22 protein-coding genes are annotated in these 21,066 nt (G+C 36.6%); 12 read left to right on the top strand and 10 right to left on the bottom strand.

Translation table 11 applies throughout. From position 1 onward, the window contains the following. Window positions 1–29: 29 nt before the first annotated feature. Entirely contained in the window at window positions 30–707 is a 678-nt protein-coding gene (locus tag AC0KSB_RS02925; protein ID WP_472306546.1) for a hypothetical protein, read from the bottom strand. A gap of 1 nt (window position 708) precedes the next feature. Then, window positions 709–1,281: a DUF1836 domain-containing protein gene (locus tag AC0KSB_RS02920; protein ID WP_472306544.1), complete on the bottom strand. Its 573-nt coding sequence runs from the start codon at window positions 1,279–1,281 to the stop codon at window positions 709–711. A gap of 214 nt (window positions 1,282–1,495) precedes the next feature. Between AC0KSB_RS02920 and AC0KSB_RS02915 the strand changes: the two genes are divergently transcribed. The 6 genes from AC0KSB_RS02915 to AC0KSB_RS02890 all read left to right on the top strand — a co-directional run bounded on the left by AC0KSB_RS02915 (window position 1,496) and on the right by AC0KSB_RS02890 (window position 7,290). Beyond that, window positions 1,496–2,227 (top strand): glycerophosphodiester phosphodiesterase, encoded by a 732-nt coding sequence (locus AC0KSB_RS02915; protein ID WP_472306542.1) that lies wholly within the window; start codon window positions 1,496–1,498, stop codon window positions 2,225–2,227. 38 nt (window positions 2,228–2,265) lie between these two features. Continuing rightward, entirely contained in the window at window positions 2,266–3,570 is a 1,305-nt protein-coding gene (locus tag AC0KSB_RS02910; RefSeq protein WP_472306540.1) for an MFS transporter, read from the top strand. Continuing rightward, window positions 3,567–4,721 (top strand): MarR family transcriptional regulator, encoded by a 1,155-nt coding sequence (locus AC0KSB_RS02905; RefSeq protein WP_472306539.1) that lies wholly within the window; start codon window positions 3,567–3,569, stop codon window positions 4,719–4,721. The genes AC0KSB_RS02910 and AC0KSB_RS02905 overlap by 4 nt, the downstream gene beginning before the upstream one ends. Window positions 4,722–5,015: 294 nt before the next feature. Continuing rightward, complete coding sequence (locus AC0KSB_RS02900) at window positions 5,016–5,828, top strand: amino acid ABC transporter substrate-binding protein (RefSeq protein ID WP_472306537.1); 813 nt, start codon at window positions 5,016–5,018, stop codon at window positions 5,826–5,828. A gap of 25 nt (window positions 5,829–5,853) precedes the next feature. Further along, window positions 5,854–6,498, top strand: a complete 645-nt coding sequence (locus AC0KSB_RS02895) for an amino acid ABC transporter permease (RefSeq protein WP_472306535.1) — start codon at window positions 5,854–5,856, stop codon at window positions 6,496–6,498. Window positions 6,499–6,504: 6 nt separating this feature from the next. Beyond that, entirely contained in the window at window positions 6,505–7,290 is a 786-nt protein-coding gene (locus AC0KSB_RS02890) for an amino acid ABC transporter ATP-binding protein (protein WP_472306533.1), read from the top strand. Window positions 7,291–7,625: 335 nt separating this feature from the next. On the opposite strand, the gene AC0KSB_RS02885 is transcribed toward AC0KSB_RS02890, so the two are convergent. Next, window positions 7,626–8,372, bottom strand: coding sequence for a hypothetical protein (locus AC0KSB_RS02885; protein ID WP_472306531.1), 747 nt, complete (start codon window positions 8,370–8,372; stop codon window positions 7,626–7,628). 292 nt (window positions 8,373–8,664) lie between these two features. On the opposite strand from AC0KSB_RS02885, the gene AC0KSB_RS02880 reads away from it, so the two are divergent. The 3 genes from AC0KSB_RS02880 (at window position 8,665) to AC0KSB_RS02870 (ending at window position 11,425) form a co-directional block, all read left to right on the top strand. Beyond that, window positions 8,665–9,960: a galactokinase gene (locus tag AC0KSB_RS02880; RefSeq protein WP_472306529.1), complete on the top strand. Its 1,296-nt coding sequence runs from the start codon at window positions 8,665–8,667 to the stop codon at window positions 9,958–9,960. Between the two features lie 101 nt (window positions 9,961–10,061). Beyond that, a complete protein-coding gene (gene tadA, locus AC0KSB_RS02875) occupies window positions 10,062–10,550 on the top strand; it encodes a tRNA adenosine(34) deaminase TadA (RefSeq protein ID WP_472306527.1) in 489 nt (162 codons plus the stop codon). 173 nt (window positions 10,551–10,723) lie between these two features. After that, the gene (locus tag AC0KSB_RS02870; RefSeq protein ID WP_472306525.1) at window positions 10,724–11,425 is read left to right on the top strand and encodes a lysophospholipid acyltransferase family protein; all 702 of its coding nucleotides are present in this window, start codon (window positions 10,724–10,726) and stop codon (window positions 11,423–11,425) included. Window positions 11,426–11,438: 13 nt separating this feature from the next. On the opposite strand, the gene AC0KSB_RS02865 is transcribed toward AC0KSB_RS02870, so the two are convergent. From AC0KSB_RS02865 to hflX, 5 genes are all read right to left on the bottom strand, one after another. Beyond that, window positions 11,439–12,395: a diacylglycerol/lipid kinase family protein gene (locus tag AC0KSB_RS02865; RefSeq protein WP_472306523.1), complete on the bottom strand. Its 957-nt coding sequence runs from the start codon at window positions 12,393–12,395 to the stop codon at window positions 11,439–11,441. A 77-nt stretch (window positions 12,396–12,472) separates the two neighbouring features. Further along, window positions 12,473–14,416: an AMP-dependent synthetase/ligase gene (locus AC0KSB_RS02860; RefSeq protein ID WP_472306521.1), complete on the bottom strand. Its 1,944-nt coding sequence runs from the start codon at window positions 14,414–14,416 to the stop codon at window positions 12,473–12,475. 11 nt (window positions 14,417–14,427) lie between these two features. After that, window positions 14,428–14,682: an acyl carrier protein gene (locus AC0KSB_RS02855; RefSeq protein ID WP_472306519.1), complete on the bottom strand. Its 255-nt coding sequence runs from the start codon at window positions 14,680–14,682 to the stop codon at window positions 14,428–14,430. Next, window positions 14,675–15,163 (bottom strand): MarR family transcriptional regulator, encoded by a 489-nt coding sequence (locus AC0KSB_RS02850; RefSeq protein ID WP_472306517.1) that lies wholly within the window; start codon window positions 15,161–15,163, stop codon window positions 14,675–14,677. The genes AC0KSB_RS02855 and AC0KSB_RS02850 overlap by 8 nt, the downstream gene beginning before the upstream one ends. Window positions 15,164–15,266: 103 nt before the next feature. After that, a complete protein-coding gene (hflX, locus tag AC0KSB_RS02845; protein WP_472306515.1) occupies window positions 15,267–16,583 on the bottom strand; it encodes a GTPase HflX in 1,317 nt (438 codons plus the stop codon). 169 nt (window positions 16,584–16,752) lie between these two features. On the opposite strand from hflX, the gene AC0KSB_RS02840 reads away from it, so the two are divergent. The 3 genes from AC0KSB_RS02840 (at window position 16,753) to AC0KSB_RS02830 (ending at window position 19,113) form a co-directional block, all read left to right on the top strand. After that, the gene (locus AC0KSB_RS02840) at window positions 16,753–17,067 is read left to right on the top strand and encodes a helix-turn-helix domain-containing protein (RefSeq protein ID WP_472306513.1); all 315 of its coding nucleotides are present in this window, start codon (window positions 16,753–16,755) and stop codon (window positions 17,065–17,067) included. 1 nt (window position 17,068) lies between these two features. Beyond that, entirely contained in the window at window positions 17,069–18,319 is a 1,251-nt protein-coding gene (locus tag AC0KSB_RS02835) for a BaiN/RdsA family NAD(P)/FAD-dependent oxidoreductase (RefSeq protein WP_472306511.1), read from the top strand. 152 nt (window positions 18,320–18,471) lie between these two features. Beyond that, window positions 18,472–19,113, top strand: a complete 642-nt coding sequence (locus AC0KSB_RS02830) for a phosphoribosyltransferase (protein WP_472306509.1) — start codon at window positions 18,472–18,474, stop codon at window positions 19,111–19,113. A gap of 26 nt (window positions 19,114–19,139) precedes the next feature. Here AC0KSB_RS02830 and AC0KSB_RS02825 read toward each other — a convergent pair whose 3' ends face one another. Next, a complete protein-coding gene (locus AC0KSB_RS02825; protein WP_472306507.1) occupies window positions 19,140–19,841 on the bottom strand; it encodes a DUF6553 family protein in 702 nt (233 codons plus the stop codon). After that, the gene (locus AC0KSB_RS02820; RefSeq protein WP_472306505.1) at window positions 19,828–21,009 is read right to left on the bottom strand and encodes a DEAD/DEAH box helicase; all 1,182 of its coding nucleotides are present in this window, start codon (window positions 21,007–21,009) and stop codon (window positions 19,828–19,830) included. Before AC0KSB_RS02820 ends, AC0KSB_RS02825 begins: the two co-directional genes overlap by 14 nt. Between the last annotated feature and the right edge of the window lie 57 nt (window positions 21,010–21,066).

The raw sequence follows: 21,066 nt of genomic DNA, 5'->3' as shown, positions 1-21,066 counted from the left end.
TAACTAAAATACTGTTTCAAAGTATTATATTAATTTTCTTTTGCAATAGTCGATTCAACCACAAGCCGATTACCGCGAATGCCAACAACTTCTATCTGTGTTCCTGTTGGCAAATCAGACTTTGAGTTTGTCATCGCATTTGCTTCAATTAATCTTTCCTGAACATATACAGTAACTTTTCCACTACCACTCATATTTGCCGGAATTCTAAGATATACTTCACCTGTATTACCGATAGCATTTTTTAGCTCAACATTGCCACTGCTTTGCAGTTTCATGAGCATTCTGAAAATAACTGCAACAAGCCACAGTGAAGCAAGTCCACTAAGAACAGCAAGAACAGATGCCAGCAATGCCGAAGCACCTAAGTCAATTGCAGCAATACCAACCCAGCCGCCGACAGCAAAGAAGGCTACTAAACCTCTAACAGTCAGTAATCTTAGTCCTGGATCATAATCAATTTCACCTTCAGAAGTCCAGCTTTCAGATTCTTCACTTCCTTCGAGGATATCCCAACCTTCATCTGAATCTAATCCATTAGAATCTGGAAAATCAGAAGCTCCTGTGTCAGGCATTTCAGAACCATCGCCCTGTCCTAAACCAAACAATAGCATTATTGTTTGAAAAATTAGTACAAGCGTTGCCGGAATTGCCATCAATGCCAAAATCTGTTGGATAACAGTCATTCCCTGCCACCAATCAGTCATTTTAATCACCCGCTTTCATTATGTTTAATTCAGACTGCACCTGCTGCTGCAGTATAGTTGATCCGAAGGCTTTGACCATTATTCCAAGAACAGTATTGAGACATTCCCGCTGCAATTTATCTTCAACAGCAAAATCCGATGTTCTTAAATCAATTTCACGTTCCAGTTTTTTTGCATCAAAGAATAATTCTTCTGGCATTTGCATGATAATGTCGCAAAAATAGAGATACAATTGACTATCATCAATTAAATCATCGCTTTCATCAGCCAAATCATGATTAAGTCTACTCAGAAGCATAACTATGTCTTCCATGGGCAATGCTCTGCGAAGCAAAGCGATCATAATCATTCTTGTTGTCTGCCGTATACTATATTTTCGATCCACAGGACTCGATACATAACCTCTTTTTACCCAGTTTTGCAAAGTTGCAGCAGGAACTCCGCTTAACTCAGAAAGCTGTGAAAGGTAGATTCCTCCGGTCATGGAAAATATTCCTTTTAAAATTTTTTCAGCCGAAGTTCTTTCATAGTCTTCAATAGTCAGGTTCGTACCCGGCAGGCAGCTAATTTTCACACTAAACACCTCCTTTCCAAAATATACTATCAATGTTCCTTGTTTTAGGTTCTACTTATCTTAACACGAGTTCACACGAACGTCAATACAGTTTGGAAGAACTTTGCGTTAATAAAACTTTCATAAAGTTATACATTAGTCAGCAAACATCATGTCGTGATATAATGTTCCATGGACATAATGGACTGTATATCTTGTACAGGAGGAGCAATCAATGAAAAAACCTATGATCTGGGCACATCGTGGAGCTAGTTCTGTCCTTGCCGAGAATACTATGCCGGCTTTTGAAATGGCAATACAGCAAAAGGCTGATGGTATTGAGCTTGATGTGCAAAGAACGGCAGACCAGGAACTTGTAGTAATTCATGATGAAAGAATCGACAGGACAACAGGCGAGCCAGGGTGGGTATATGAAAAGAATTATGAATTCCTCAGAAAGCTTAATGCTGCGGCATTCAAGCAAGATATTGCACCTGCTGGCATTCCAAAACTTAAAGAAGTTTTAGATCTTATCAAATCAACAAATCTTATTCTGAATATCGAAATAAAAAATGGACTTATTCAAATGCCCGGTGTTGAAAAGCAGCTATGGGATTTAGTAAGTAGTTTTGAAATTCAGGATCGCATAGTATTTTCTTCTTTCAATCACTATAGCCTAAGACTTCTTTTAGACTATGCGCCTGAAGCAAATTGTGGTTTGCTTTATCAATGTGGTTTGATAGATCCTTGGATATATGCGACTAGAGTAGGTGCCAACGCTTTGCATCCGCATTGGGCAAATCTCCAGATTCCTGATTTGGTAAAAAACAGTCAGGAAAAAGGAATAAAGGTAAACACTTGGACTGTTAATGGAAAACGTCAGATTATGCAGGCTGTTCAGGCAGGAGTAAATGCGATCATCACAGATCAACCAGATAAAGCTTTAGATATTCTTTCCCAGATATGATCTTTAATAAATTTTCATGAAAGTATGAGGAAAAAAAAATGAAGCTGGATTACAAAAAAACTTTTCTCATTGGTTTTGGTTTCTTTGCCAGTTCCTTGGCCTGGAGCTTGTATAACAGTTTTGTTCCGGTTATGCTCGAAGAACGGTTTTTGCTAAGTACGGCAATAATTGGAATAATTATGACTATTGACAATTTCTTTGGTGTTATTTTTCAACCTCTGGTTGGTATGTTAAGCGACAGAACACATACCAGAATAGGGAAAAGAATGCCGTGGATATTAGTTGGCATACCTCTGTGTGCTGTTGCCTTTATTTTAATTCCCAGAGCAGAATCACTCGCATTAATGATGGCAATTGTAATTGCTTTTAACTTTATAATGTCTTTATGGAGATCTCCTGTAGTTGCCTTAATGCCTGATGTAACACCATCTCCACTAAGAAGCAAGGCAAATGGTGTTATTAATCTAATGGGTGGAGTAGGCAGCATAATAGCTTTTTTTGTGGGAGGTCTTCTGGCAAATATAGGTGGTTATAACTACCCTTTTTTAATGGGTGGTGCCGTAATGATTTTTGCATTAATGATGCTTGTATTTTTTGTTAGAGAAGCAGACAGTAGAAGAATCCGCCTTAATGAAAATATCGAGAATGAAAAAACAGGTATTTTTAGAGCCATTTTCAATAATATAAAAAAATCGCATCAGGATAATAAAAATTTGCCTCCTAAAGTCTGGAGCAAAGGAGAAAAGAGAAGCTTATTTGCTCTTTTGTTTGCAATTTTTTTCTGGTTTTGCGGTTATAATGCAGTAGAAACTTTTTTTACATTATATGCAACTAATGAATTAGGACTAACAGCAGGAAGCGCTACCATGACCTTAACAATTTTTTCACTCGCCTTTGTAGCTTTTGCTTTACCAGCAGGAATTATAGCAGGGAAAGCAGGCAGAAAAAAAGTTATAGTTATTGGTTTGATCGGAATTATTATCGCTTTTACCCCTATGCTTTTTGTAAGTGATGTTCTTGTTTTAAGAATACTACTGTTTATAGGCGGTTTTTGTTGGGCCTGCATAAACATAAATTCTCTTCCTATGGTAGTTGAAATGGCAAGCAAGGAAAGAATCGGCAGTTTTACAGGGTATTATTATTTCTTTTCTTTTAGCGCGGCAATTGCAAGTCCTATTCTCTTTGGTATCATAAGAGATATCGTTCAGGATTACAGCGTTCTATTTGTTTATGCGGTTATTTCTTTTGTTGGTGCTCTTATATGCATGTTAATGGTAAAACACGGAGAAACATCTAATCAGTTAAATGATAAGAAAGATGTAATTGAGGAGGCGGCATTATGACCAAATCACCATATGCTCCACTAAAGGGAGATTTATACAGAACAGTTTTCTCCTTAATAAGACATAAAGGAGATACTACCCGACAATATTTAACAGATATGACAGGGCTTGCTTCTACAAGTCTTAACCGTGTACTTGACAGATTGATGGTAGATGGCTGGATCAAGGAATCAGGACTTGCTGATTCTACGGGCGGGCGAAGGCCAAATTTATATTGCCAAAATGATAATGCCAAATATTTTTTGATTATCTGGCCAGAGGAGCGTCATACAACTCTATATTTATTAAATATCGCTCTGGAAGTCAGATATAAAGCAATTTTGCCTGTTATTGCAGCAGACAGCAAAAATAATGATGATGAAAAACATCCTGAAATCTGGCTCCAGTTGTTTGAAGACAATATTTCTGAAATGGAATTAGAAAACCCTGAATGCCTTTCCAAAATGGCAGGGCTTTGTTTTATTTTGAACTCCGAAGGCAAGGAAAATATCGATCTGAACTTTATTGTTGACTATTTTAATTTAACTCTAAAACAAGACAATTTTATAATAAAAAACATAAGCTCTGCTGACAGCAGGTTCTATTCTGCATTATGGAAGGCTAAAACAGATATTGATGAGTCAATGGTTTTTTTATCAGCAGATTATGACATAAGCTATATTGGGGTGGCTGATAAAGGTTTGCGACATGCAGATAAACTACAAACAATATCTGCCAATAACATGCTCGTGCCTTCAATTTCAGCTGATAAACCTGTACCGATAAACAAAAATGCAACAAAATCTGGATTATTAAAAAGGTTTTGCCGCCTTAAACAGGATAAAAACTTAGGCTGGTCTGATTTTGTTACTGCGGCTATGGAAAAAAAGAAAAAAGCCGAACAAATAATTAACGAATGTGCCATTGCTTTTGCTATGACAATTTATAACACAGCATATTTGATTGATGCCGATTACTGGCATTTTGAAGGACAACTTCTTGAAGATTTACCGATGCTGACTGAGGAAATAAGTATGCAGCTTTTAAATATGAGCAAAAAAACAAAAAAAAATTTCAAATGTCTTTCTTTTGAAAAAAGCGATTTTGAAGAGTCAGTAGCAAGCGGCGGAGCTGCCTGTTTACTGGAAGCAGCACTTGAGTATTTTGAGTAAAAGAATAAAAATCCCTTCAGATCAACTCACAGGCCACTAATCTGTGAGTATAACAGATCTAAAGGGATTCATCCAAGAGGAGGATGAAGCAGCGAGTAAAGACTCGTTACTAATCTAATTATATGCCCTGGCAGAGGCACTATCAAGTCACAAGATTGCCAATATTTTAAGATAAAAGCAGAATATTTTTTGAATAAAAGATCTTATTTGATATTTAGTAATTTTCCAACTATGTACTTAGAGCTTTTAATGCAGTAAAATACTTTGGGAATAATACTTCAGGAGGAAATTATAATGAAAAAAACATTGCTCGTAATCATGGCAGTAATAATGTTGTTATCAACACTATTAGTTGCCTGCGGCCAGAAAAAAGATGGAGAAGATACGTCACTTCAGGATGTGCTAGATAAAGGGTATCTTATACTCGGCATGGATGATAACTTCCCGCCAATGGGTTTCAGAGATGATAACAATGAATTGGTAGGTTTTGATGTTGACCTTGCAACCGAAGTAACTAAACGTATGGGAATTGAATTAAAACTTCAGGCTATTGATTGGTCTCAAAAAACAAATGAACTGAATGCAGGACAGATAGACTGCCTGTGGAATGGTTATACAATAACTGACAGCAGAAAAATTGAAACAAATATCACCGATGCTTATATGGCAAATCACCAGGTTCTTGTTGTTCTTGATGACTCTCCTTATAAAACAAAGGCAGACCTTGAAGGTAAGGTTTTGGTTCTTCAGGCAGAATCAAGTGCTGTTGAAGCATTAGATGCTGATGCTGATTTCAAAAGCTCACTTTCAGGTGTAGTAGAGTTGAAAGATAATGTAACAGCTTTTCTTGATTTAAAAAGTGGTTCTTCTGATGTTTTGCTTATAGACGAAACAGTAGCAAGCTATTATATTGATAAACAAGATGACAGTTTCAGAATTCTCGAAGAATATTTGGCCGAAGAGGAATATGGAATTGGTTTTAGAGTAGCAGATCAGTCCTTGAGAGATGAAGTCCAAAAACACCTTGAAGATATGGCTGCCGACGGCAAACTGGCAGAGATATCAGTACAGTGGTTTGGTAAAGACATCACTACTATCGGCAAATAAACTTCTCAGAATCTAGGGAGCAGATATGAATTACAGGGTTATAATCCCATATATGCTTGAAGGCACAGTAACAGCAATAAGGCTTTTTGCACTGACATTGCTGATTTCTGTGCCTTTAGGCTTGCTAATAGCCAAGCTAAGAGGAATTTCAAATCCGCTGATTAATCTTCCAATAAGATTGTATTTGCTTATAATGAGAGGCACGCCTCTTTTGTTGCAGCTTATCTTTTTTATGTATTTTCCGCCTTTTGTTTTAAATATTAATGTAGATAGATTTGTTGCGGCAATAATAGCATTTGGGCTTAATTATGCAGCCTATTTTGCTGAGATTTTCAGAGGGGGAATTGATTCCATACCTGCTGGCCAATCTGAGGCAGCAAAAGTTCTGGGGTTTTCTGCATGGCAGACATTTCATAAAATAACTCTTCCTCAGGTCATAAAGCGTGTTCTGCCGGCTAGCGCAAACGAGTGCATGACACTTGTAAAAGACACGGCACTAGCTCAAACAATTGGTGTTTTCGAGCTGTTCAGGGCTGCTCAGAATACAACTTCGCGAGAAGTATCCATAATCCCTATCATTATAGCCGGTGGTTTTTATCTAATAATGAATAGTGTTGTTGCGGCAGTTTTTAACCGAGCTGAAAAAAAATTAAGCTATTATAAAGGATAAGCGGAAATGATTTCATATGAGCAGACAAATTCGGCACCTGTTTTAGAGGTAAAAGAACTAAGAAAATCCTTTGGTGATGTTAAGGTTCTTGAGGATATAAGTTTTTCAGTCGGTCATGGAGAGGTTATCGCTATAATCGGCCCTTCAGGATCCGGCAAATCTACTTTACTGCGTCTGATTAACCAGCTGGAAACAGCTGATGGCGGCGAAATAAAGGTTTGTGGTCAAGTATTGTGTAAAGATGACTCAACTGGCAAGGCTACCTATTCAGACGTATCTACCTTAAGGCAGATACGTTTGAAAATCGGTCTTGTTTTTCAAAATTTCAATTTATTTCCTCATTTCAGTATAATTAGAAATTTAACGGAAGCCCCTTCAGTTGTTCTGGGTGAAAAAAGGAAGCAGGTTGAGGAAAGAGCATATAAGCTTCTTGAAAAGCTTGGTTTGGCAGATAAGGCAAATGCTTATCCATGGCAATTGTCTGGCGGCCAGCAACAAAGAGCGGCGATTGCCAGAGCACTTGCCCTTAATCCAGAAATGATTTTTTTTGATGAACCCACATCGGCATTGGATCCAGAATTAACAGGCGAGGTGCTAAAAGTTATCAGATCTCTTGCTGAAGAAAAAATGACAATGGTGGTTGTTACTCACGAGATGGCTTTTGCCAAGGAGCTGGCAGACAGAATCATCTTTATGGATCAAGGCTATATTATTGAACAGGGAACCCCTGATCAAGTATTTAATTCTAAACATGAACGAACATGCCAGTTTTTGAAAAGATATAATGATTAATATTGTAATTGGAAAGTTTATTAAATAATTACCTTTTATAATTTGATAGTATATCTATTACTTGTTCACACTCAAAAAAACAGCTTCAAGGCACCACTCTTGAAGCTGTTTTCTATATTGGAGGAGAAAAGTATGAAAGAAGGAGGTAAGCAATTCCTGTCTTGCTTGACCTAAGTCTAGCAGAAGTCTTTGAAAAAATTAAATCTCAATTGTGAACAAAAATTGACTAGATATATTTCTGACAAAAACACCTGCAATATTATAATTGCAGGTGTTTTTTTGTGCTTGTTTACATGCAAAAAGCTAAATGTCAAACATTATCTTGAAAATGTTGATCAACTTAGCTTCTTTATATTAGTTCCGGCAGTAATCTGCGCTTCATTTTCAGGTCGTTCAAACATATAACCGCCTTCCGGCATCATGATTTTCATTGACACTCTGCCATAGATTTTATCAAATCCTGCCGTAGTTTCATTTCTTACTTCGGCTCTCACATTGCAATAGGTCTGGAAAATATTTATTGCCTCATCCTGATCAATATTTTCCGGCAAAACAATTATTGCATAATTATTGGCAGTATATCTAATAGCAACCGAATTATCAGGATTAAGTTGGTGTTCTATTTTCTGCACAAAAGAGTTCACTATGGCGGTTCTGTCATTATCACGTTTCATAACAGTAGGTACACCAATACCAGCTATTATAGCTAAAATTATCACAAAAACCAAAGCCACCTGTATTCTTTTCTTTGGTGTGAGCTTGATTTCGGGCAACTTAATAGGCTCTTTATGCACATAAGCCTCTTTTTTTTCAGGGGCTCTTCTTGAAGAAGTCTTTTTTGCAGGTTTAGATGCGGGAACCTTTACACCCGTTGGAACATTCAACTGAGGATCTAAATTAGGACCTTCATATTTGGGCTGTTCCTCATTTGGAAATTCCACACCTTCTGGGTCAGCAGCAATCTCAAAAGCTCTGCTATTATCAAATACTGCATCACAAAAGAGGCAATGTCCTTTCTCCGCTTTCTCGTTAAGGCTTAACAACGAACCGCAATTAGGGCAACGTCCATCTTTTAAAGTCATTTTATCCATCCTGTTCTATAATTATTTCAAACTGATTATTTGAGTAGAATAACATGAAGCTATTATAATGTTATCATTGTAATTAAGCAAGAAGGAGCTAAATCAGCTGGCATAATGTTTGTTTTAAAAATCAACAACTGATTTCTTGAGGTATTTTCTATAACAAATTAACCAATTCAGTCAACATTATACCATTTAAACAGATAAAATCTTGGATATAATTAACTCAGATGTGCATGATTTACATCTGCTTAAGTTTTAAAAATTCATTAAGTACACAGGAGATAGTATTATGATTTCACTTAAATCAGTAGCGGAACAAATGATTTCTCTTAAAGCAATAGAATCTCTGAAATCAATATATGGTAACGATACTAATATGTTATATGAACAGCAAAAGCGCTTTGTTCGCCTGAAAGATTTATTCCAGTCGCAGTTCCCAGAGCATAGCAAAGGTGTTTTTTTTAGCACTCCCGGACGTACGGAAATCGGCGGCAATCACACTGACCATCAGAATGGCAGAGTTCTTTGTGCAGCTGTAAATCTTGATATACTCGCTCTAGCAGCACCAAATCAAGATAATACTATCCGCCTTAAATCTGAAGAATTCGAAAAAATGGATGTCATTAATCTTAGCGATCTGGGAATAAAAACGGAAGAAAAGGAACACTCAGCAGCTTTGATCAGAGGCATTGCGGCTGCATTTTGTAATCGTGGCTACAAGATTGGTGGTCTGGATATTTACACCACAAGTTGTGTTCCAAAAGGATCCGGTCTCAGCTCTTCTGCAGCTTTTGAAATATTGGTTTCTACAATAATTGATTATTTCTATAATAATAATTCTGTCAGTCCGGTTGAGCGAGCTATGATGTCTCAGTATGCAGAAAATGAATATTTTGGTAAGCCAAGCGGATTAATGGATCAATGCGGCTGTTCAGTAGGAGGCATCATCTCGATTGATTTTGCCAAAAAAGAAAAACCTTTGGTTGAATCCCTTGATATAGATTTTAACCGTTCAGGTTATGGCCTTGTAATTACCAATACCGGGGGAAGTCACGCTGATTTAACTGGTGAATATGCAGCTATACCGACAGAAATGCGTTCTGTTGCATCTTTTTTTGGCAAAAGTGTATTGAGGGAAATAGACCCGAAATTATTCTGGGAAAAACTTGGTGAATTAAAAAACAATATTTCTGAAAGGGCGGTGCTGCGAGCTATTCACTTTTTTGAAGATAATCAAAGAGTAGTCGAACAGGTAAGCGCACTCAAAAATGAGGATTTCATTTCTTTTTTGACGCTAATAAACAATTCTGGAATTAGTTCCTGGACTCAACTGCAAAATGTTTGGTCCATAAAATCTGTAAGTGAACAGCCTGTTGCTCTTGCTTTATCTTTGTCAAAACATCTGTTAGATGGACGCGGCGCCTGTCGTGTTCACGGAGGCGGCTTTGCCGGAACAATTCAAGCTTTTGTTCCTCTTGATATTATGGAAAATTATTTATACGAAATGAGAAAAGTTTTTGGTAATGATCAGGTTTCCGAACTTAATATCAGAAATAAAACTTCTTGTATGGTTGAACTTAATTAGTTTCTTTCTGATATAATTATCACATGTACATAATAAAAGAAAATAATAAAAAAAATACCCAAATCAAATCTTCTTGCCAAACTACAGGAAGATTTGATTTTGTGTGTCATGAAAAATATATGAAAGCAGCACTAAGGCAGGCAGATAAGGCCTTTGCCAATGACGAAGTTCCTGTTGGAGCAGTTATTGTTAAAGATGGAAGAATAATAGCCAGAGGACATAATTTAAGAGAAAACAGGCAAGATTCAACTTTACATGCAGAAATAATTGCAATCCGCCAAGCTTGCAGAAAGCTTGGTACATGGAGATTGACTGGATGTACTTTGTATGTAACTTTGGAGCCTTGTCTTATGTGTGCTGGAGCGATCATTCAATCCAGATTAGATGGTGTTGTTTTTGGAGCTTCAGATCCAAAAACCGGTGCATGCTATTCTGTTATCAAAACATTTGACCTGCCTTTACACCACTATTTATTTTGCTATGGCGGTATTTTAGCTGATGAGAGCAGCCTAAAATTAAAACAGTTTTTCCAGTTTAAAAGGCAATCGAATAAAATACAGCAAGAAAATTTATTTGAGGGAAATTTTTAGGTATGCTGTATCACAAAAAATATATAGCAAAAATATATTTTATCTGATTTTATCTTATATAAAATTTTTGCTATCGTTTTTTGATAGAATTTGTGGTATTCTGCAAGATAGTCAATCAGCTTATTATTGTGGAATGACAACCGTATATTAAAAGTTTCGGAGGCGATTTTAATTTGACCAGCGATATTCAAACAGCAAAACAGAAGTCTGCAGAAAGACAGTATCCTATTCCCAGGGGTTTTATTGGATATTGTGCTTATTATTTTGGTATGACCATGACCAGATTATTAATTAAACTCAAATTCGAAAATCAATCTAATATTCCTAAAGAAATTCCTTACGTAATTGCTGCCAATCATCAAACATATGTAGATGGTATGTGGATAGGAGCAGGTTTACCAAAAGCACATTTTAAAAAAATGTCTTGTATTGCAGGTAAGGATCTTGAAGATAAACACGGCCTTTTAGGAAAGTTAATTGTTCGTGTAGGCAGAGCAATAGCAATAGATAGATTTGGTAATCCTATCCGCGGATTGATTATTGCCAAGAAAAAAGTCGATGAGGGTAATATTCTCCTTGTGCATCCTGAAGGAACAAGAAGTCATGACGGTAAAGTAGCAGAGATAAAAGACGGAGCTACTTATATAGCTAAAAAAAGCAAAGTACCATTGCTTCCTGTCTACATTGAAGGAGGTTACAGTGTTTTCCCTAGACATAAAAAATGGCCAGAACCTAAAGATCCTGTTACTAAGAAAAAGAAGCAGGTCATTTTACATTTCGGACAGCCGCTTATGCCTGAAAATTACAAAAATGCCAAAGAAATGACATCGGCATTAAGTGATTGGATGCATAAAATGGAGGATCAATATTTATAGGACAAAAATACGTTTATTCAATATTATCAATAAAAGCAAAACGCAGACATTGAGGTAATACTTCAAAAAACAACTTCTCTTTACTGAATTGTTCTCCATCTATGTTTCCTAGAAAATTTTCACCTTTATCTGCTGCTATTTCGCCAGAAACAACTCTGTACATTTGAATCTTTGCACTGTCTGTGTGTTTACCTTTCTTATATTTTCCAATTAAACTTATCATTCGATACAATGGCATTTTTTCAACCAGACAAAGATCAAGTATTCCATCTGTTAAACTTGCATTGGGTGCCGGGTTAAAACCGCCACCGTAATATTTGCCATTACAAGCAGCAGCAAGGATGTAATTTATACTGCCTGTAATATCTTCTGTTTCGTTTTTGTTGTTTAGAATTTTAAGTCTGTAGGACATATTATAATCACGACGCCCCCAAAGACTAAGAAAAACAGCCAAAGGGTAAGAAAATCCACCCAGCCATCTGTATTTTGAGTTTAAGCGGCTCGCTGTCTTTTGCACTTTTGTATCAAACCCCAGCGACATAATATTTAGACAAACACTTTGATCGACCAGAAAAACATCAATAGCTTTGATTTGAGGTTGCAAAAGTTTCTCTATAATAATTTCAGGAACCAAGGTTGGAAAGGCGGCTCTGGCAAAGTCATTTGCAGTTCCTATTGGCAAGATCGACATTATAGTTTCAGAGCCATATAAAGCCTGAGCAACTTCATTTGCTGTGCCATCGCCTCCACAGGCAATAACAATACCTGAAGCTCCATATTCCTCACCAAAAGTTTTAGCCAATTCTGATGCATGACCTCTTCTATCAGTCATTACAATACTGAACTGCTGAGATAATCCATTATTTTCAAAAGCATTTTTGATTAAATTTGCCAGATTTTTTATGTATTTTCTGCCGGCAACAGGATTTATTATGAACAAATAGTGTAAATCATTTATAAATTTATCCATTCTTTTCTCCACAACAATTATACTGTCAATTTTAAGGCTTGTTCTGTGTTTATAATTTTGTTCAAATCAGCCAGCAATCATAAATCTGATTTTCTGCCTTCTTCATCGTCAGATTTATTATCGTTTTTGCCATCAGTTTTACCATATTTATCAATATTCGACCCCTTCATTTCACGCCATTTTAGTTTTTGCCGATCCATAAGGTCTTTAAGGTTGTCTATTTCTATCTGCCTCTTAACTTTTAAAGTCGTTGTTTTAATCATGTCCTTAAAAGAAAAAACATGCTGACGAATAGATTTAAAAGAAGGCATATTCGCATTAACTTCTTTAAGCATTCTCTCCAAAAATGATTGAACTTCCTGATCTTCTGCAGACAAGCCATGTTTATCGGCCAGTGCTTTTTCATCTATTACCAGTTTTGCGCTGACAACAATATCTCCCTCTTCTGTTTCATCACCAAAAACCAAGGATTCTTTTATGAAATCGAACTGGTTAATAAGATACTCTACTTCCTCAGGGAATACTTTTTTGCCATTTCTGAGAACAATCATAGACTTTTTGCGTCCTGTTATTGTTATACAATTTGTCTTAGGATCTATAATACCGATATCTCCTGTGTGAAACCAACCGTCTTCATCAATTACTTCACTGGTGGTTGCTTCATCTTTATAATAACCCAGCATAACAATAGGGCCTTTTACCAATATCTCTCCAGGAGATCCCGGCACATTACAATCGATAGCTACCGTGACATTATCAACCGGTCTTCCAACAGTTCCCGGAACAAATATCTTACTATTACAACCGCTTACAACAGGTGATGTTTCAGTCAATCCATATCCCTGAAGAATTCTAACACCTATATCATCAAAAAAGCTTATTACGGCAGGATCAATAGGCGCCGCTCCGCAAATCCCCATATAAAAGCAGCCACCGAAAGCCTCATGTATTTGTTTGAAAATCTTCCTGCTAACATCAATTTTGATTTTTCGCAATAACTTTACTGGTTTTATTAAACGCTTTACAAGAGCAGCCTTACCAGATTTAATCAGCTTATCATTAATCTTCTGATAAAAGCTTTCAAAAACAGCAGGAACACCTATTATCATCTCTATCTTATATTCCTGCATATTTTTTTGTATATATCTCAAGCCATCACATATATGAATACAAGCACCGACGTACAAAGCCATTAACAGGCCACATGTATTTTCAAAGGTATGGTGCAGAGGTAAAATTGAAAGCATACGTAATCCTGGGTTCAACTTGACAACTCCGGCTATGCCTTTTATATCCGAGCATACATTTCGTTGACTAAGCATAACACCTTTAGCCATACTTGTAGTTCCAGAAGTAAAAAGAAGAGCCATTATCTTGTCAGGATCTATCGTGGGCAACTCAATTGCAGAAATATTTTCAGAAGAATCAAGCAGATCCGACATATCCATAAAAACAGGTTTTTTATTATCCTCGTTAGACGTCAAATCATCTATGCCAATTAACATCTTTGCTAATTTATCATTCTGATCAGGCTTTAATCTGCCTGATCTCATGCATATCCGATTGTGTGGCAGGCATTTAATCTTTTCATCTGCTTGATTAGTTTGAAAAGTCTCTGCATTCGTAAAAACATCAATAAAGGCCGAATCATAAAAAACAGTTTCGACCTCTCCTCTTGATAATAATTCTAATATCTCTGATTCGGGCAAAAGCCGATCAATTGGAACAACTATGCCGGCACCGAAAACAGAAGCCAAATACGCTAAAATCCAGTGATAGCTGTTTTCACCAACAATAGCTATTCTGCTACCAGTGGCTCCGATTTTTTTTAAGTTACTGTATAATATAAGAGCATCATTCCATAGTTGTCTGTATGTGATGGTTTCTGCAGGCATATCAGGCAAAAGTCTATGTACAACAGCAGGCTTATCACCAAACAAAGAAACACACTGACGAATCATCTGGGGAATAGTTTCAAAATCCCTTACAGGAAAATATTGTTCGCCTTTTATTATCTGCATATTTCCTCCGCTCACAAAGAAAAACTCTTACAAATATACTCTATTGCATTATCAATTGTAATAATATTATCTATGTCCTCATCTGGAATTTTGAGATCAAAAGTTTCTTCTAGTTCGATAACAAGCTCAAAAATAGCAAGTGAGTCCATATTAAGAGTCTTAATAAGTTCAGTTTCCCCTCTCAAAGAGTCTCTAGAAATTCCTGAAGATTCAGCTACTGCATTATATACTTTTTCGCTAATAAAGTCTTTTGAAAATTCAGCCATTTATTTTCTCCTCTTTAGCCTTATCTAATTCATTGTATTTTCGACTTTGCTCATTTACAAAATCAGATATACTTTGCAAAGTACTAAGGAAGATAGCTTTCTGTGCATTATCAAGCGGTTCCACTAACCGATCCACCAAAAGTGTATGAAATTTATGGTGCATTCTATAAGCCAACTTACCCTGTCTGGTTAACTGCACACGAACTACCCTTCTATCTTTGTCATCTCTTTTTCTTTTGACATAACCTTTACGAACAAGCCGATCAACAGCCACTGTAAGTGTACCTGTTGTAACGCCAAGTGTAGAAGCAGTCTCACTCATAGTTTTACAATCATAAAGACCGATACTTTCTAATGTGTGCATCTCAGCAACAGATAAATCCTTAAAATAGCCTTTACTTAAAGCTCTTTCTTCTGTAACGAGAATTTTGTCAAATATATCCAACATAAGTTCATTGACTTTTTGATCATACTCTTGCATCGCAATCAGCCTGACGGCAGCCTCCTAATCTTTCCGTCACTTAGGTTTGACGAAAAATCCAGCTTGATAATAAATAATAACATCTTGTCACATCATTTTATCTCTATGAATGTTTTTCCGCAAGATAAATCCATGGTTCTAGAAAAGTATAATGACTGGATTTTATTCTAATCTCAACTTTTATGCCTTTATCTTCATAAGACAGGCGGTCAATAATACCATTGTTTTGAATATAACTTAGTAAATCAGATTTATCATAAGGGAAAAAAACTATAGCAGGAATCATATTACCACCAGCTATAGCAGCTATTTTTTCTCTAACCTGTTGCAGTCCTTTGCCGGTTTTAGCAGATACAGCTATAGTATTTTCATTTTTTTGAGTATTGTGGTCGCCAAAAAGAACTTTACGAGGTGCTTCATCGAGCAAATCAACTTTATTAAGCAGGTGAATTCTTGGTTTGCTAAGGGCATCAAGCTGGGATAAAAGATCATGGACAATTTCAATCTGTTTTTCTGCCTGTTTATCCGATGCATCAGTAACATGGATAATAATATCTGCTTCTGTTACTTCTTCTAAGGTTGATTTAAAAGCTTCAATTAGATTGTGGGGTAATTTTCGTATAAACCCAACAGTATCAACCAAAACTATTGTTTGTCCATCAGGCAAAATCAACTTTCTGGCAACTGGATCCAGAGTTGCAAAAACTTGATCCATGGCATTTAGGTCAACATCACAAAGAGCATTCATAAGGGAAGTTTTACCTGCATTTGTATATCCTACCACTGCAGCTATAACAGCTTCCTGATTGCGCCTATGCTGCCTTGTTCTTTGTCTTCTTTTACCAATCTCTTTTAGTGATTTTTTTAGATACGCAATTCTGCGTCCTATATGTCTCCTATCAGTTTCCAGTTGAGTCTCTCCCGGTCCTCTGGTTCCTATACCTCCTCCTAGTCTTGATAGGGCTTTACCAGTACCAATAAGACGACTAAGTCTGTATTGCAGTTGGGCAAGCTCAACCTGAAGCTTACCTTCTCTAGTTTGTGCACGTCTGGCGAAAATATCAAGAATAACAAAGGTTCTGTCAAGAACTTTCAACCCTGTATCTGTTTCGATATTTCTAATCTGCGAGCCGGATAATTCATCATCAAAAACTATCGTATCTGCCTCTAAATCATAAGCAGTATTTTTTATTTCTTCTAATTTACCTTTACCTATAAACCAGGCAGAATCAGGACTTTCCCTGCTCTGCAAAGCAGAGGCTACCACTTCTCCACCTGCTGCATTAACAAGTTCACCTAACTCTGTCAGCGAAAGCTCAGCTTCTTCCACGGCAGCAGAACCTTGAAGACAGTTCAATCCCACAATTATTACTTTTTCATTTTTTGCATCTTGCAGTAATGCTTTATTCTCTGTATTCATTTTTATCCTTTCAGAATAATTATTTATCATAATTCTTTTATAATTTATTTATTTATATTAAAATACTATTTCATTCTAATCACAAATACATGTTATAATACCCATAATTACATTTACTAGCTAATATAACCATATAATTTTGGAAGTTATTGCTCGGAGAGGTGCTTCTATGAACAATCCAGCTATTCAAAAACAGCAGCCAATATCAACTGATTCAAATTCCAGTTTTCCAGCTGTAACCTACGGTTGTCTTCTCAAAAGGCTAAGGGAGAGGTATCATATAAGTCAGATTGAACTCTCCAAAAGAACAGATCTTAGTGTTTCTTTCATAAGCAGCGTGGAAAATGGTCTTTCGCCATCAAGTATAATCAATGCAGATGACATCTGCAAGGCTCTTATGACACCTTTTCCAAGAGTTCATGAAACAGCAGTCTGGATAAACTCTCTTACGGCATTAAATAAAACTTATTTGAATCGAGAATAAAATGGGAAAACATATAATTATAATTGGAGCAGGTCCTGCTGGTCTTATTGCGGGCTTGTCTGCAGCTCAGAACGGAGCTCAAGTTACACTTTTGGAAAAAATGGCAGCCCCTGGTAGGAAATTGCTTATTACGGGTTCCGGCAGATGTAATATCACTAACAGTGCCGATATAGAGACATTCATCCAAAAATGTAATAATGGCAGATTTTTGTATCCTGCATTTAATGAATTTTTTCGCAACGATCTTCTAGAGCTTTTTTACAGATTCAATATGAAATTCGTAACTGAAGAAAATGGTAAAATATTTCCTGATCAGTCAAATGCATCGGATATTCTGGCAAAACTTATCTCTCTAAATACCCAGGCAGGAGTCAAGATATTGACTGATTTTTCTGTAAAAAAAGTACATAGGGAAAGCAATTGTTTCTGTGCTGTTTCTTCACAGAATCAAACTATCTCAGGAGATGCTCTAATAATTGCAACCGGTGGCAGTTCCTACCCTAATACAGGCTCTGCCGGAGATGGTTTCTTTCTGGCACAAAGTCTGGGACATCAGATTATACCTGTTAAACCGGCTCTTGTGCCTTTGCTTTCAAATGAATCCTGGATTAAAGATCTTCAGGGAATCAGTGTCGAAGATGTAGAATTACAGCTATTTGTTAACAAAAAAAGAATCAAAAGAGATAAAGGAGCATTACTCTTTACTCATTTTGGACTGTCAGGCCCGTTAATTTTAAGAATTTCAAGACATTTACCATATAATAAAGAGACAGACAAATTAAATGCTGAGTGCATGCTAAAAATAAATCTTTGCCCACAGTTTTCAGTTTCCGAGTTAGCAGAAAAATGGGCAGCAGATATAAAAGCTGCCAGCAATCAAAATCTTATCAATGCTTTGAGCGGCCCTCTACCTTCTCGTCTGCAGGAAGTATTAATTATTCTTGCTAATCTTGATCCCAAATCACGTTCAGGAGCAATAAATAGTGATCAGTTAATAAATCTGGCCAAAATCACAACAGGATTACCTGTAAATATTTATGGAAGCAGAGGTTTTAAAACGGCAATGGTTACTGCCGGAGGTATAAATCTCAAACAGATAGATCCTAAATCAATGGAATCTAAAATTATTAAGGATCTTTTTTTTGCCGGAGAAGTAATAGATATTGATGCCGATACCGGCGGTTATAATTTGCAGGCAGCTTTCTCAACAGGCTGGTTGGCTGGTAAAAATGCTGCTAAATTCAGAATTTGAAATAATATTTACTCTTCACTAAATTGACTTCAAATCGTATAATGATTTTATACAAGTGTTTTGAACCTGCTTGAAATCAGGCAGCTTTGGTTCCGACAAAATACAGGCCAGAACATTTTCCTGAAGTATATAATGATAAGGAGAGTGAGACCATGGAAACAAAGATAAAAACAATTTATTCGTCTATCTATCCATCTTTGCATCTAGATATTATGCCCGGACATTTCGCTACAAGGCATTCGCATGTTAATTATTATCTGGATATGACAGAAATCAAGTGTAATCATACTATGTCTTTTGATGCCGGTGCAGCTTTTGCTGAGCAACTAAAAAACAGCACGCCTGTAGAAACAATCGTATGTCTTGATGGAACAGAAATTATAGCAGCTTATCTGGCGCTTGAGCTTTGTAAGTCAGACAATGAACACATGATGTCAGGAAGCAGCATTAATGTCATAATACCTGAGTTTAACAGCAGCGGTCAGTTTATTTTTCGCGACAATATTCAAAAGAAAATCAGCAACAAACAAATACTTATTATGGCAGCCTCCGCTACCACTGGTAACACTCTTGCGCAGGCAATTCAGTGTGCACATTATTACAATGGCAGAATAAGCAGTATAGCAGCAGTTTTCAGTGCAGTTGAACATATAGACAATCAAACGGTTCATTCACTTTTCAGCAATCAGGATATCCCTGATTATGAAGCACATCTGCCAATAGATTGTACGTCTTGCAAAGCCGGCAAAAGACTCGAAGCAATTGTAAACAGCTACGGATATTCAAAGCTGTGAAGTATTTGACTGTTGTCTGTCTGAAACTACAATTTTAATATTTGTCTTAAAGTGCTCTGTTCCTCCTCAGAAAGCGATTTTATTTTTTGCTCCAGTGCTGAAGGCTTGTCTGGGAAGGAAGGAGCAAAGGCGTACCATGCTGCCCTGAAAATTTGATCTCTAAACATAATAGGCTCAAAATTGAGCCAATATTGAAAAATGAGATTACATACTTCGCCTGCGGCTTTTTCAGCAATCTGTTCCGGTTTTAGTTTGACCATATCAAGCATTTTTGAACCATAATGTCTGTCTTCCCTGCAGGTTTGGTAAAAAACTCTGGCCGAATCATATAATTGCTCTGAAACAAGTTTCTCTGCCTGATCACCAGCTGCATCAATAACTTTACTCATAGCTGATTGCTGCCAAAATTTATCTGCTTCTTTCCTTGCTCTTTTTAGCCCAAAAAAACCTCTACTGTTTCTGCCATGAAACATTAGCATAGTCCAAAAACCAATGAAAGTATCTCCACGATCTCCGGTTCTTTTATCATAAACTTTGAATCTTGCAGCTTCAATCTGCTTTTTCCATTCAAAAAACTCATCATTTACTTCATCTGTAACATTTTCATACTCAATATTTACGGCATCAATAATTTCATTAGACTGCCCGCAATATACGCAAAATGCCTTTTCTGCACTTTCATCTATTTGAAAAACCTTATTACAATTACTGCACTTAACGTCTCTCATCATTACCTCCCTGAATATCCAACAGTTCCATCTCTGTTCGTGTATATCTGATTATACTATTTAATCGTGCCTGATGCACTGGAGAAGTAAAAGTATATGCTATGCCTTGCCGCCCAGCTCTGCCGGTTCTTCCTATTCTATGTGTATAATGCTCATTTTCATTAGGAATTTCATAATTAATCACAGCTTCAACACCATCAACATCAATCCCACGAGCTGCAACATCAGTACAAACAAGAACCTTAATATTACCTGTTCTAAATCCTTTAATTATTCTTTCTCGATTAGCTTGTCTGATATCGCCATGAATACTCTCTGCTTTTATACCTGATTTTTGCAATTTTTCAGCAACTACTTCTGTCATTTGCTTTGTATTACAAAAAACCATTACTTTTTCAAAATCATTGTTATTTAATATTTTGACTGATGTCCTAAGCCTTTCCGGTCCATTTGCCTCAATCTGATATTGTTTTATTTGTGGTCTATTATCTTTTTCGGGATCAACTATAATTTCCACAGGATCACGCTGATATATCCAACTTATATCCATAACAGACCTCGACATAGTAGCACTGAACAAAGCTATCTGCGAAACTCGCGGCATTTTATCAAGTATATATCTAACATCACTTACAAAACCCATATCCAACATTCTGTCAGCCTCATCAAGGACAACAGTATGAACAGAACCAAGTCTAACAACTTGACGTTTTACTAAATCAATCAGACGACCTGGAGTTGCAACTATGACATGTGGATTTTTTCTAACTTGAGCAATCTGCTGATCTATTCTTCGGCCACCATAAACAGTAGCTATTCTGAAGTTTTTAATTTCACTGGCTAAATCTTGCATTTCCTGACTTATTTGCACTGCCAACTCTCTGGTTGGTGCCAATATTAAAGCCTGTGGATTCTGCGAATTATCTTCCAGATGTTCTAGAACAGGTATTCCGAAAGCACTGGTTTTGCCCGTACCTGTAGGAGCCTTAGCTATAATATCGTTCCAGTTAAGCATTGGCGGTATAGTTCTTATCTGAACAGAGGTAGGTTTTTTGAATCCCATTTTAGAGACAGCCTGAATCATGTTCTCAGACATGCCTATATCAAAAAAACTTATTTCTGTTTGCTCATCGTTATTTTCAAATTTTTCTTTTATTGTTGCACACATTGCAATACATCTCCCTGATAATCAAAAAACCCCCAAGACCTCACAGTCTCAGGGACT

It is taken from the genome of Ercella succinigenes (assembly GCF_900002895.1).
The sequence above is the reverse complement of the archived record's forward strand: the minus strand, read 5'-3'. Positions and strand labels throughout refer to the sequence as shown.